Annotated in this window: 13 protein-coding genes; 6 read left to right on the forward strand and 7 right to left on the reverse strand. The window is 68.4% G+C overall.

The annotated features are described in order from the left end of the window. Positions 1–691: 691 nt before the first annotated feature. Entirely contained in the window at positions 692–1,594 is a 903-nt protein-coding gene (locus ACWEKM_RS33585; protein ID WP_451625039.1) for a hypothetical protein, read from the forward strand. Positions 1,595–1,854: 260 nt separating this feature from the next. Here ACWEKM_RS33585 and ACWEKM_RS33590 read toward each other — a convergent pair whose 3' ends face one another. After that, on the reverse strand, positions 1,855–2,784 hold the full coding sequence (locus ACWEKM_RS33590) for an NADP-dependent oxidoreductase (RefSeq protein WP_451625040.1): 930 nt from the start codon (positions 2,782–2,784) through the stop codon (positions 1,855–1,857). 75 nt (positions 2,785–2,859) lie between these two features. On the opposite strand from ACWEKM_RS33590, the gene ACWEKM_RS33595 reads away from it, so the two are divergent. Beyond that, on the forward strand, positions 2,860–3,264 hold the full coding sequence (locus ACWEKM_RS33595) for a winged helix-turn-helix transcriptional regulator (protein WP_451625041.1): 405 nt from the start codon (positions 2,860–2,862) through the stop codon (positions 3,262–3,264). Positions 3,265–3,309: 45 nt separating this feature from the next. Here ACWEKM_RS33595 and ACWEKM_RS33600 read toward each other — a convergent pair whose 3' ends face one another. After that, on the reverse strand, positions 3,310–3,789 hold the full coding sequence (locus ACWEKM_RS33600) for an RICIN domain-containing protein (RefSeq protein ID WP_451625042.1): 480 nt from the start codon (positions 3,787–3,789) through the stop codon (positions 3,310–3,312). 713 nt (positions 3,790–4,502) lie between these two features. Here ACWEKM_RS33600 and rox point away from each other — a divergent pair. Continuing rightward, positions 4,503–6,047 (forward strand): rifampin monooxygenase, encoded by a 1,545-nt coding sequence (gene rox / locus ACWEKM_RS33605; protein ID WP_451625043.1) that lies wholly within the window; start codon positions 4,503–4,505, stop codon positions 6,045–6,047. 349 nt (positions 6,048–6,396) lie between these two features. On the opposite strand, the gene ACWEKM_RS33610 is transcribed toward rox, so the two are convergent. Beyond that, the gene (locus tag ACWEKM_RS33610; RefSeq protein ID WP_451625044.1) at positions 6,397–6,861 is read right to left on the reverse strand and encodes a saccharopine dehydrogenase NADP-binding domain-containing protein; all 465 of its coding nucleotides are present in this window, start codon (positions 6,859–6,861) and stop codon (positions 6,397–6,399) included. 124 nt (positions 6,862–6,985) lie between these two features. On the opposite strand from ACWEKM_RS33610, the gene ACWEKM_RS33615 reads away from it, so the two are divergent. Both ACWEKM_RS33615 and ACWEKM_RS33620 read left to right on the forward strand, forming a co-directional pair. After that, complete coding sequence (locus tag ACWEKM_RS33615; RefSeq protein ID WP_451625045.1) at positions 6,986–7,552, forward strand: TetR/AcrR family transcriptional regulator; 567 nt, start codon at positions 6,986–6,988, stop codon at positions 7,550–7,552. A 188-nt stretch (positions 7,553–7,740) separates the two neighbouring features. Further along, positions 7,741–7,950, forward strand: a complete 210-nt coding sequence (locus tag ACWEKM_RS33620; protein ID WP_451625046.1) for a hypothetical protein — start codon at positions 7,741–7,743, stop codon at positions 7,948–7,950. Here the strand turns inward: ACWEKM_RS33620 and ACWEKM_RS33625 are convergent. Continuing rightward, complete coding sequence (locus ACWEKM_RS33625) at positions 7,928–8,266, reverse strand: winged helix-turn-helix transcriptional regulator (protein WP_451625047.1); 339 nt, start codon at positions 8,264–8,266, stop codon at positions 7,928–7,930. The two genes, ACWEKM_RS33620 and ACWEKM_RS33625, sit on opposite strands and share 23 nt — an antisense overlap. Positions 8,267–8,393: 127 nt before the next feature. On the opposite strand from ACWEKM_RS33625, the gene ACWEKM_RS33630 reads away from it, so the two are divergent. Further along, positions 8,394–9,158 (forward strand): SDR family oxidoreductase, encoded by a 765-nt coding sequence (locus tag ACWEKM_RS33630; RefSeq protein ID WP_451625048.1) that lies wholly within the window; start codon positions 8,394–8,396, stop codon positions 9,156–9,158. Positions 9,159–9,582: 424 nt separating this feature from the next. Here the strand turns inward: ACWEKM_RS33630 and ACWEKM_RS33635 are convergent, their stop codons facing one another. From ACWEKM_RS33635 to ACWEKM_RS33645, 3 genes are all read right to left on the reverse strand, one after another. Next, positions 9,583–10,257 (reverse strand): response regulator, encoded by a 675-nt coding sequence (locus tag ACWEKM_RS33635; protein ID WP_451625049.1) that lies wholly within the window; start codon positions 10,255–10,257, stop codon positions 9,583–9,585. Positions 10,258–10,453: 196 nt separating this feature from the next. Further along, a complete protein-coding gene (locus ACWEKM_RS33640) occupies positions 10,454–11,206 on the reverse strand; it encodes an ABC transporter permease (protein WP_451625050.1) in 753 nt (250 codons plus the stop codon). Beyond that, positions 11,199–12,101 carry an ABC transporter ATP-binding protein gene (locus ACWEKM_RS33645; RefSeq protein WP_451625051.1) on the reverse strand — a complete coding sequence of 301 codons (903 nt, stop codon included), beginning with the start codon at positions 12,099–12,101 and terminating at the stop codon, positions 11,199–11,201. Before ACWEKM_RS33645 ends, ACWEKM_RS33640 begins: the two co-directional genes overlap by 8 nt.

Raw genomic sequence — 12,101 nt, forward strand, 5'->3', positions numbered from 1 at the left:
TCGGACACTGGTCCGGAACTACACCATCGGCATTACCTCTCCGATCCACATTGCGGTGCATTTCACTCGTAATCGTGCGCCATCGTGTCGCACGCTCTCACAGAACCGTACGTAACAGTGGCCCATTACACGGCTCTTGTCGTCCTGATCATCAGGCCGCCACCGCATCGGTGGTCAGGCGCCAGTGCGCGAACATGCGGGGGTACCGTCGGGCGATCTTGGCGCTTGGTGTGTCCCATGCCCGGCTGCGACCGGCTCGCCTTCAACGGCACGATCATCGAGACCGGCACCGACTCCGGGGCGAGGACAAGCGGATCGTGTGCAAGGTGAGTGACGGGGGCCGACTGACCGATCCGCTCGCGGGCCGCCCGCCGCCCGCCGCCCGACCAGGACCAGCCGGACGGTCGCAGGCTACTGCTGGCGCACCACGTCGCGGACCTGGTGCGCCACCACACCGGCCCGCAACGTCACGGCCATCCGCTTCTACTTCGCCCGCTGACCGACCGAGTACCGAGCGCCGGTGCCGGACATGGCCTGCCGGAACGTGTCCGTGGGTAGGAACAGAGTGCGCATGTGCAACCGATACACTGCGCGGCGCGTCCGTAACTTCAGTCGCCAATCGGGGGAGTAGAGACTCTTGAACGCCTGGAATCCGCAGGGTCCGCAGCCCCACGACCCGTACGGTCACAATGTGCCCCCTGCCCCTCAGGGGCCGCCCCCTCCCTACAACATGCCGCCACAGGGCGCTCCCTACAACATGCCGCCGCAGGGCGGTTATCCACCCCACCACGGTTATCCGCCCCACTACGGATATCCGTATCCCATGCCGCAGCCGGTGCGTCGCGTGGGACCGATCCGCAGGCTGTGGCGCACCGTTGGGCCCATCGCGGTCGGCCGTAAGGTCTTCCTGCCGTCGCGGCCGGGCAGGGTCGACGACGAACTCGTCGCCCGCATCCAGAAGATCCGCACGGTCGTCGGTCTGGCCGCCGTCGCATGGGTGATGTTCTCCTACAAACTCGCCCAGTCCGCCGGGGACATCGCCGACGACCGCCTCAACCAGGGCTGGATCAACGTTCTCGTGCTGTCGGTGACCTTCCCGGTGATCGTGGCCGGACTGATCGCCGCGGCCCGTCCGCCCGCCCGGCGGGAGCTGTTGCGGCGCTCGGCCAGGCCGTTCGGCGCGATCGTGGCGATCATCGCCGGAGTGGCCGTGTTCCCGGCGTCCGTGCTCACCGGGTTCGCCGGCGGACGGTTCGCCACGAACCCCGTGATGACGGTGGTGACTTCGGTTGTCACCATCCTCACGTTCGTGTGGGTGCTTCCGTTCGTCATCTACGGCTTCGGGATGTCTCTCGTCCACGTCTTCCGTGCCGCGGACATCCACGAGACGGTGCCGCCGCTGGCGGCGCTGGTGCTCGTGTGGGAGATGGCGCTGGTCGACCTGTTCACCGGCGCCTACGAGACGCTGCCCGGACCGGTTCGGGCCCTGGTCATGCTCGGAGCCCCGGTCTCGGTGACCGCCGTCGCCCTCTGGGAACTGCGCCGACTCCGCGTCAACTACGGCATCAGGCTACGCGACGCACTCATGCGCTGAACTCCCTTGCCCCGGGGGACCGGAAGCGGCGCGTCAGCCGTCGCTCCGGTCCCCGCAACCCTTGAGGTACGGCGCGGTGCAGCCACGGCTCGCTCAGGCTCTCCCTTTCAGGCGCCGCTGTCGACCGGCAAGAACGCGCCGGTCAGAGCGGGCGACGTCAATGTTGTTCGTCATGACGACAGTGTCAGGCCGGCCCTCGGCCCAGTCCCCGAAGACGAACCTCACGTGGGGCCTCGTTCACGCGAGGCCCCACGACGGGATCAGATGGTGAGGACGAGCTTGCCCTGGAGGTGGCCGGCGTCGAGCAGCCGGTGTGCCTCGGCGATGCGCTCGAACGGGAACGTCTCCTGCACATGGACCCGGAGCCTGCCCTGTTCGACGAGTTCGACGAGACACCGCAGGGCGACCGGATCGGGGTCGACCGCGATGCCGCTGAAGCGCATGCCGGCCGCCTCGTACTTGGCGGCGAGCTCCGAATTCTCCTCGGCGACCGCCGTCACCAGGTGACCGCCTGGGCGGAGCACTTCGAGCGACCGCTCGACGGTGTCGCCGCCGATCGTGTCGAGCACGACGTCGATGTCGCGGACCGCCTCGGTGAAGTCGACCGCCTTGTAGTCGATCACCTCGTCGGCGCCGAACCCCTCGACAAACTTCCGCTTGCTCCCGCTGGCGGTGGCGATCACGTGCGCGCCGAGCGCTTTCGCGATCTGGATCGCGACGTGGCCGACCCCGCCACCGCCGCCGTGGACCAGGACGCGGTCGCCCTCGGTCACGCCGCCGAGGTCGACGAGGCCCTGCCACGCCGTCAGCCCGACGACCGGCAGCGCCGACGCCTCGACGTGCGAGAGCGACGCCGGCTTGCGTGCCAGGTGCAACGCCGGTGCCGACACGACCTCGGCGTACGCGCTCGCCGCCCGCGGGAACAGCGGCATTCCGAACACCTCGTCACCGGGCCTGAACCGCCATGTCTGCGGCGCCTCCTCGACCACGCCGCTGATGTCCCAGCCGAGGATGAACGGCGGCCGGCCGATCAGCGGGAACTCACCGGCGCGCAGGCGCGCCTCCAGCGGGTTCAGCCCGATCGCCTTGACGCGGACGAGAACCTCGGTCGGGAGGGGCTGGGGCTCGGGCGCGTCCACGATGGTGAGCACCTCGGGGCCGCCGAGCGCCTGCTGGGTGATGACTCGCATGACTCTCCTGGCTTTGAAGGGGGGAGAGAACCCAGGCTATGCATCCGATAGGAACCAGCAGGTACCTTTGGCGCCATGAGCGGTTTTGGTCCCGGTGACACCTTTCTCGCCGACTGTCCGGCGCGTCTGGCGGTCGAGCTGATCGCCGACAAGTGGACGGTGGTCGTGCTCTACGGCCTCAGCAAGGGCCCGGTGCGCCATGGCGAGCTGATCGAGCTGATCGGCGGCATCTCCCGCAAGATGCTCACCCAGACGCTCCGACGGCTTGAGGCGCACGGACTCGTCAGCCGCCACGCCTACGCCGAGGTGCCGCCCCGTGTCGAGTACGAGCTCACCCAGCTCGGGGCGACACTGATCGATCCGATCCACATGCTCACCGAGTGGGCGCGGGCGAACGGCGACGCAGTGCTCGATGCGCTCGCCGCCGATCCGCTCATGACGCGAGCCGCGCCGCCGCAAACCCGGCAAGCTGCACGGTGACGACGGGTACGACTATCGCCACCTGTGGCAATGGCTCGTCCAAAGTCAGCTCTGGTCCTCGGACGAGGGGTAGATCCGCCACAGCTGGGAGAGGTTGGGTCCGCCCCACATACGGGTCAGACCCACCAACCGGTCGTTGCCCTGGAGATGGTCGGCGATGGCCAGGGCGTAGCGCGGGTGCACGACCGAGACCATGTAGAAGTCATTGCCTCCCTCTGCGTGGGAGACCAGCCGCCAGTGCTGGTTGAGGCTGTCCGTGCGTTCCTGAAGGGTCACGGTGTCCGGCGGGTTGGCCCCTGCGGTCAGACAACGGTGGTTGGTGTACGACTCGATACGCACGGTGCCGTCGGCATTCTGCCGCAGGAACCACCGGTGCGAGTTGTTGTCCTTGGCGAATGGATCCTGCGCCCAGGTCTGGGTGTGGTTGCCGACACCGTCATGCCAGTCGTTGCACATGAAGTAGGTGCCGGTGACGTGGTGGGTCATCGTCACCGGTCCGCCCGCGAGCAATACGAGGTCGGTCAAGGCAGTTGCTCCTCAGCTTCGAGAGTTCTTCACCGGACAGGGGCGCCCCTGGGAACTCAACGTAGCCAACCGGCTGTTGCTCCACAGCCAGGCGAACCGGCCCTTTCGTGAAGCCGGAACCTTGTCCGGGAGATTTCGAACGGGTGGACGGCACTATGTGGACGGCGCTACTCGAAGCACCTGACCGAGCGTCACCCACATGTCCCGCACGCGGTGCAACGGTGTGGCAGGGCACCGATGGATTCGAACGGGCAGGGCGAACGACCCGCGGCAGACGAGACTGGCAACAACGAGAAACTCACAGCCGTCCCAACACGTCGGCTGTCTCATACTGTGTGCGGCTACGACCAGCAAGGTCCACCAGCCGGCTGCAAAGGACACCGCCAACGTGTCAGCGACCGTCGCCCTGGCGATACCGAAGTCGATCAGACTAGGACCGTCGACCGTGACCGGGACCAGCCGGGCCGCCACGCCGGATTCGCCCTGCAACCGCACAGGCCCGTTGGGAGTCGTGATCACGTGGCAGGGAAAAGGATTGGACGGGGTGATGCGCGGGCTTGTAGCTTGCAGTGGACCGTGACACCGCCCGAGGAGGTGAGACCCATGAACGCAGTATCGACGTGGGTGCTCCCCCTTCCCGTCGCGGCCGGGCGATTGACGTAGGTGTCGCCGGGAGCGCCTCCACGACAAGGCACTCCCGAAAGGCAACACCTATGAACTCTCCGCAGTTCACCGCCGAGCCGTCCTCGAATGATCCGGTCGAGCGCGACTTCACCGTGGGCGATGTCCCCGGACTCCGGTCGTCGGCCTCCGGCGCCGATCGCGCGCCCCTCATGTTCGACGTGATCATTGCCGGGTGTGGGCCGACTGGCGCGATGCTGGCCGCCGAACTGCGCCTGCACGATGTGCGGGTACTCGTTCTGGAGAAGGAAACCGAGCCCGTGTCGTTCGTCCGCATCGTCGGTCTGCATATTCGCAGTCTCGAGCTGATGGCAATGCGCGGACTCCTGGATCGCATTCGCGAACACGGAAGACAGCGTCCGGCCGGCGGATTCTTCGCCGCCATCAACAAACCCGCGCCCCAGGGCCTTGATTCCGCGCACGCCTATCTGCTGGGCATCCCGCAGCCGGTCATCGTTCGCCTGCTCGAAGAACATGCGACCCAACTGGGTGCGCAGGTCCGGCGCGGTTGCACGGTGGCCGATGTCGAGCAGCACGACGAGGGTGTGACCGTCGAGCTGGCCGACGGCGAACAACTGCGTTCGCGCTATCTCGTCGGCTGTGACGGCGGGCGCAGTACGGTGCGCAAACTGCTCGGCGTCGGCTTCCCCGGCGAGCCCTCGCGGACCGAGACGCTGATGGGCGAGATGGAAGTGGGGGTGCCGCAGGAGGAGATCGCCGCCAAGGTGACCGAAATCGGCAAGACCGATAAGCGATTCTGGCTCAGGCCCTTCGGCAAAGGGGCATACAGCGTCGTAGTACCCGCCGCGGGAGTCAGCGATCGCACGGAACCGCCCACCCTCGAAGATTTCAAACAACAGCTGCGCGCCGTCGCCGGAACGGATTTCGGCGTGCACTCCCCGCGCTGGTTGTCCCGCTTCGGGGATGCCACCCGGCTGGCCGAACGTTATCGGGTCGGGCGGGTGCTGCTCGCCGGTGATGCGGCACACATCCATCCACCCACCGGCGGACAGGGCCTCAACCTGGGCGTTCAGGACGCATTCAACCTCGGCTGGAAACTGGCCGCACAGATCCGCGGCTGGGCGCCAAAAACACTGCTGGACACCTACCAGGCCGAACGCCATCCGGTCGCCGAGGACGTGCTGGACAACACCCGCGCCCAGATGGAACTGCACTCCACCGAACCGGGCCCGCAGGCCGTGCGCAGGTTGCTCACCGAACTGATGGACTTCGACGAGGTGAACCGCTATCTGATCGAGAAAATCACCGCGATCGGCATCCGCTACGACTTCGGCGCAGGCCCCGACCTGCTCGGCCGCCGCCTGCCCGACATCGATGTGAAACAGGGCCACCTCTACGGTCTGCTGCATCGCGGCCGCGGCCTGCTGCTGGACCGCACCGAACGCCTGACCGTCGGCGGCTGGTCAGACCGGGTCGATTACCTCGCGGACCCCACTGCGGCACTGGAGGTTCCGTGCGTCCTGCTACGCCCCGACGGCCACGTCGCCTGGATCGGCGACGATCAGCAGGACCTGGACGACCACCTCTCCCGCTGGTTCGGCAAGCCCGCCAACTGATTTCGCCCGAGCAACCGAAAAGGCCCGGTGAGGAGGATCGGAACGGCCCGTAGCGACTGGCCATCGGAAGGCTGAAGGCAGCATCAGCCGCGGTGCTCTGGCGTCAGGGTCGGCCCGCGAGGAGGGTCAGCCTCCGAGTGACGACCGGAAGACGGCGATAGAGCACCGCGGAGTGGATCGGCGCAGGCGGCCGTGCGTTCGTCCAACGGCCGTCTGTCGAACAGGAACGACGAGGGCACCCGGATCCCCAACTGCCCGTTTCGGCCGTACATTTTCCCGTTCACCGTCTGCTGGCGTTCGCTTTGCCCTGACAGGACGCTTTACGAACGGGAGGTGGGCGACTTGGCCCTCATCGGGCTCGTCCGCGCCAGCACGGACAAGCGCAATCCCGGCGGGTGCTGCCCGCTCGCACCGCTTCGTCGTGCAGGGCGAGCAGCCCTTCCACGGCGACCACGTCGTTGGCCTGGTCGACGTAGTGGCCGCCGGGCATGCAGGCACGGGCGATCACCGGTGCCGTGGCGGCGAAGGCGCCCATCGTGTTCACCACCACCCGCGGGCGCTCCCGGACGATCTCGTCCGCGATCCGCTCGGCCGAGTCGGCGACGACGACCTTTGCGTCCCCGGGCAGACCGGCTTCGGCCCCGGCGGCGACCATCCGCTCCCGGCTGCGCCCGACCGGCACGACCGTCAGCCCCCGCGCGGCCAGTCGCGCGGTCACGCCCCGGCCCACACGGCCGGTCGCCCCGACTATCCATATCTCGTTGTTCGTCCTGCTCTCGCCTGTCGTCCCGCCGGTCCTGCTGGTCTCGGTCATGCGAACGTCACCCCGCCTGCTCCGGGTCACGCCGGGGACGGGCGTCCCCAGTGATGACACAGTGTGTCGTGAGCGCAGGCTAGCACTGACGACACAGTGGGACATCACCTGTTACAGTCGACCTGTGGCGAGGTGGGATCCGGGTGCCGAGCAGCGCCTGAAGCGGGCGGCTCTGGGGCTGTACCTGGAGCGCGGCTACGACAACGTGACGGTGACTCATATCGCCGAGCGGGCCGGACTCACCCGGCGCTCCTACTTCCGTTACTTCCCGGACAAGCGCGAGGTCCTGTTCGCCGGTTCGGAGCGCCTGCCCCCGGCACTGGCGGAGGCGGTCCTGACGGCAGACCCGGATGCGGCTCCGCTCACTGGCGTCCTCGACGCGCTGGCGCGAGTCGGTGCCCAGCTCGTCGAGCAGCTGGACGGCGCGGCGGAGCGCCGGGCGGTGATCGATGCCAGCCCGGAGTTGCAGGAGCGCGAACGGACCAAGACGGCCGCGATCACCGAGGCGATCCGCGATGCCCTGATGCAGCGTCAGGTGAACGCCGGGACGGCCGAACTGGTCGCACAGCTCGCCACGGTGGCCTGCAACAACGCCTTCCGGCGCTGGATCGAGGCCAAGGGACATGCGAGTTTCGGCAGCTGCCTGGACGCGGTGACCGACGAACTGCGAGCCGCCCTCACCGGGACGTGAGCGGGGTCCTGGCGAGCGGAGTGTCGTCGTCGGCCGGCCCGGGACGTCGGCGGGTCCGAGCACGTGCTGATGGCGTGGGGGAAGGGGCAGGCCGTCGAGCAGGTGGTGGACGGCGGCGGCTGGGCCGGGCACAACGAACCGGGCGGGAGCGCACCCTGCCGCTGTGACATCGGAGGGACCGTCGCGTCATGCCGTCCGCCCAGCCGCCCCGACTCCGGGTGACCCTGTCCGACGGCCGGGAACTGCGGGGCCGGCTGCACGCGTGGGGGCAGTTCCCGAAAGCCGGGTGGATGGCCTGGGCCTGGAAGTTCCGGCGCACTCCGGGCCTCGTCGGCTGCCCCGGCGGGTTCGTCTCGGTGGCGTTCGACGGCTCGGTCACTTCTCGTGGCGTGCCGTGATCTCCGCCGCGTTGGCGCGGATCCATTGCAGCAGCGGGTCCAGCGCCGTCGCCGCGCCGCGGCCCAGTCTGGTGACCGAGTACGTCACCGATGGCGGTTGTCCCGTGCCGACCTGGCGGTGCACCAGGCCGTCGTGCTGGAGTGATCGGAGCGTGGCCGCGAGGCTCTTGTCGCTGATTCCCGCGACCACCGTGCGTAGCTCGTGATAGCGGAGCGGTTCGGCCAGCAGTGCCGTGAGGACCAGGATCGTCCACCGGCCGGCGAGGTGCCCCAGCACCACGCGCGCCGGGCAGTCCTTGTGAAACACGTCACCCATCACACCTCTCCCGGGCTCCTGGACAGCGCGCTCACCGCCGGGTGAGCACCGCACCACGAGGTGAGCGCCTTCCGCCGCACCTGCACTTTCCCTAGGTTAGCGACCTGCTCACGACCGAGGAGGAAGAGTGCCATCGACCACACTCATCACCGGCGCCGCCCGTGGCCTGGGGGCGGCCATCGCGCGGCAACTGGGAACACGCGGACACCATGTGATCGTCAACTACCGCACCGGTGCCGCCGACGCGGCCGGAATCGTGCGTGACATCGAGGCCGCCGGCGGCAGCGCGTCGAGCGCCGGGGCCGACGTCACCGACCCGTCCGCCGTCGATGAGTTGGTGACCGGGATCCTCGCTGCCCACGGGCGGATCGACACAGTCGTCGTCAATGCCAATACCGTTCCGCCGCCGTTCGCTGCACTGGCCTACCTGTCGTGGGCGGCCTTCGAGGCCAAGGTCACCGGCGAGCTTGCCGGTGCCTTCCACATCACCAAGCGCGTTCTCGCGCCCATGCGGGCGCAGGGCGCGGGTCGGATCATCTACATCGGCAGCACCGCTGCGGACTACGTCGGCGAAGGCCGGCTCGCGCATGGCACAGCGAAATCCGCGCTGGCCACCTTCGCCCGCCACGTCGCTGCGGAGAGCGCGCGCGACGGCGTCAGCGTGCTCGTCGTCGCGCCCGGGGCGGTCCGGACGCCGGCCACCGACCCAGTTCTGTCCGGCGAGCGCGGCGCTGTCCTCGCCCGCGAGTCCGTGCTGGGCCGGGTGCTTGAGCCCGAAGATGTCGCCGCCGCGGTGGCACTGGCCGCCGACCCCGCACTCCGCGTGGCCACCGGCTCGACCCTGCGGGTCGACGGCGGCTGGTCGGTCCTGGTCGGCGGCCCGGCCAGCTGAGCACTCACGCCCGGATCGAACGGCCGCCGACTGCGCGCGGGACGCGCATCCGGATCCAACTTGCCGCAGGGGTTCCTGGCAGCTTCGGACTGCACAGGGGAAGCTGCCTCGGGAAGGTGTGGTGTTTGGCCCATGAGCACGCTTGCTCACCCAGGTATCGGCCGGCCGCGACTACGCCGGCAACCTCATAGGCTCGGCCGCGAAGAAAGGTGACTCACCCTGCGAATCGTCTCCCGCCCGCAGCGTTCGGTCTGCGGGCGTGCCCACCGGCGTGCCCATGGGCTCCCCCTCGCGGGGCCGTAATGCCACCTCGGCCGTCTGGACGGATGGTCGTGGCCGTGTACCAGCACTCGTCCGCAGCAGGGCACCGGCATCGTTCCCCGAGGTCGCGCAGCCGCGCCCCCTTGCGGCCCGGTGGACGGCATCAGGCCGGCATACCCGGCTCGGCAAGGCCGCTTTCGTAGGCGATGATGACCAGTTGGGCACGGTCGCGGGCATTCAGCTTGGACAGGAGGCTGCTCACATGGGTTTTCACGGTGGGCAGGCTGATCACCAGGCGTTGGGCGATCTCGGCGTTCGACAGTCCGTTCGCGATCAGCACGAGTACCTCTTGTTCGCGCTTGGTGAGGCCGACGAGCCGCGGGGTCGGCCGTGGCGTTTCGTTGCCGCGGGAGAAGTTCTCGATGAGGCGGCGTATGACCGTCGGCGCCAGGACGCCCTCTCCGGTGGCGATGACGCGGATACCGGCGACCAGATCCGAGGGCGTAGCATCCTTCAGCATGAATCCGCTCGCGCCCGCCTGGAGGGCCGGGTAGACATACTCGTCCATGTCGAACATCGTCAGCGCCAGTACTCGTACGCCAGTCATGGTCTTGTCAGAGCAGATTTCCCGCGTGGCGGTCACGCCGTCCATGACGGGCATGCGCAGATCCATCAGGACGACGTCCGGTCTGAGTTCCCGGGCGAGTTCCACCGCCCGGGCGCCGTCACCGGCCTCGCCGACGGTTTCCATCCCTGGTGTCGCATCGATGAGGACGCGGAAGCTTCCGCGCAACAACGCCTGATCGTCCGCGATCAACACCCGGACCGCCTCGGTCATCCCTCATTCCCCGCAAACTGCCCGTCACCCGCCACCCGTCGAATTCCGCAATTCTAGCAGTCAACTCCCTCTGCTTTTAGGCTTGTTGAAGACGAAGGTGCAGACAAGAGCCGCTCTGTTCGGTCCATGACCTGTCTGGGGAGCCCACGGGGCACATATCCCGCGGGCTCGGGGCATGTGCCTCAAGCCCGTCCGGTCATGCGTCCCAACGTCGGTGGCGCAGACAGCCGAGTGCCAGCGCCGCAACGGTCCATATGAGAAGCACAGCGAATCCGGTGAAGGGGTGGTTCGAGTCGACCGTGAGCATCCGCATGCCGGCCCGGTCGGGAAAGTACCGCACCATCTCCTTCGTCGCTCCGATGACGGACAGGATCTGGGATCCGGCGAGCACCATCGGCAGCAGGACGGCAAGCGGGACGACGGCGCTGCGGGCCGTCGCGGCCACCCCTGCCGAGAACAGGCTCATCAGCGTCAGATAGACCACGGCGCCGGCGAGGGCCCGGGGGACACCGCTCGCATCGACAGCGGCGCCGTGGGGGCCCAGGGCGAACTGCGTGAGCAGGTAGCTGACGATGGTGACGGGGATCGCGACGGCCGCGGCGGCGACAGCGGTGACGGCCATCTTCGCCGCGTAGAGTCGGCCCCGCCGGGGCACGGCGAGCAGCGAGACCCGCATCATGCCCGACGAGTACTCGCTGGAGACGATGAGCACGGCGAACACGATCAGCGCGAGCTGGCCGTGGAGGATGCCGTCCAGCCCTGCCTGCTCGGGGGTGAAGTCGGAGCGGAGTCCGGGGCTGTCGGATTCGATCGCGCCCCTCGCGGACCAGCCGCCCAGGGCGGCGATGAAAAGGCTGGCGGGAGCGAACAGCAGCAGGGCGACGAACGTGCCGCGGATGCCTCGCAGTTTGGTGAACTCTGCCCGTATGGCCGCGGCCGTCTCAGACATGGGTGGTGCTTCCTCCGTTGCCGATGAGCTTGAGGAAGGCGTCCTCAAGCGATCCGGTGTGGGTGCTCAACTCTTCGAGCGGGAGACCATGGGTTGCGGCCAGCCGATTGATCTCGGCCGGTGTCATGCCTTCGACCTCCAGGCTGCCGTCCTGTGCGCGGCGCAGCGAGGCTCCCTTGCGCTCCAGTTCCTGGTGCAGGCGGACGGATCCGGGGGTTCGCACGCGTACGTACGTCCGTCCATGGTCCCGGATGAAGTCCGACATGCTGGTCTCCGCCAGCATCTGTCCGCGGCTGATGACGATCAGGTGGTCCGCGACCATGGACATCTCGGTCATCAGGTGGCTGGAGACGAGGACGGTCCGGCCCTCGGCTGCCATCGAGCGCAACAGCCGGCGCAGCCACCGGATGCCCTCCGCGTCCAGGCCGTTGACCGGTTCGTCGAGTACCAGGACGGGCGGGTCGCCGAGCAGGGCCGAGGCCAGGCCGAGCCGCTGTCCCATGCCGAGGGAGAACGTGCCGATCCGCTGCCGGGCCGCTCCGGTGAGACCGACCGTCTCCAGGACCTCCGCGACCCGTTGCCGGGCGATCCGGTTGCTCTGCGCGAGCCAGCGCAGATGGGCGGCGGCGGTCATGCTGCGGTGCGGGACCGCCGTCTCCAGCAGGGCACCGATCTGCCGGGCGGGGTACTTCAGCTCGTGATAGGTGTGACCGTTGATGCGGGCGGATCCGGCGCCCGGGCGGGTGAGGCCGAGCAGCATCCGCATCGTCGTGGACTTGCCGGCCCCGTTGGGGCCCAGGAATCCGGTGATGGCTCCTGACCGCACCGTGAAGGTGAGGCCGGCCACGACAGTGTTCTGCCCGTACCGCTTCGTCAGGTCTTGGACGTCGATCAC

Source organism: Streptomyces sp. NPDC004752 (assembly GCF_053601275.1).

What these genes read in the sequence shown, in the direction of transcription:
- ACWEKM_RS33635 (WP_451625049.1), bottom strand. Translation starts at nt 10,257, where the DNA reads ATGACCGAGGCGGTCCGGGTGTTGATCGCGGACGATCAGGCGTTGTTG.
- ACWEKM_RS33620 (WP_451625046.1), top strand. Translation starts at nt 7,741, where the DNA reads ATGCCGTCCGCCCAGCCGCCCCGACTCCGGGTGACCCTGTCCGACGGC.
- ACWEKM_RS33595 (WP_451625041.1), top strand. Translation starts at nt 2,860, where the DNA reads ATGAGCGGTTTTGGTCCCGGTGACACCTTTCTCGCCGACTGTCCGGCG.
- ACWEKM_RS33610 (WP_451625044.1), bottom strand. Translation starts at nt 6,861, where the DNA reads ATGACCGAGACCAGCAGGACCGGCGGGACGACAGGCGAGAGCAGGACG.
- ACWEKM_RS33625 (WP_451625047.1), bottom strand. Translation starts at nt 8,266, where the DNA reads ATGGGTGACGTGTTTCACAAGGACTGCCCGGCGCGCGTGGTGCTGGGG.
- rox (WP_451625043.1), top strand. Translation starts at nt 4,503, where the DNA reads ATGAACTCTCCGCAGTTCACCGCCGAGCCGTCCTCGAATGATCCGGTC.
- ACWEKM_RS33640 (WP_451625050.1), bottom strand. Translation starts at nt 11,206, where the DNA reads ATGTCTGAGACGGCCGCGGCCATACGGGCAGAGTTCACCAAACTGCGA.
- ACWEKM_RS33590 (WP_451625040.1), bottom strand. Translation starts at nt 2,784, where the DNA reads ATGCGAGTCATCACCCAGCAGGCGCTCGGCGGCCCCGAGGTGCTCACC.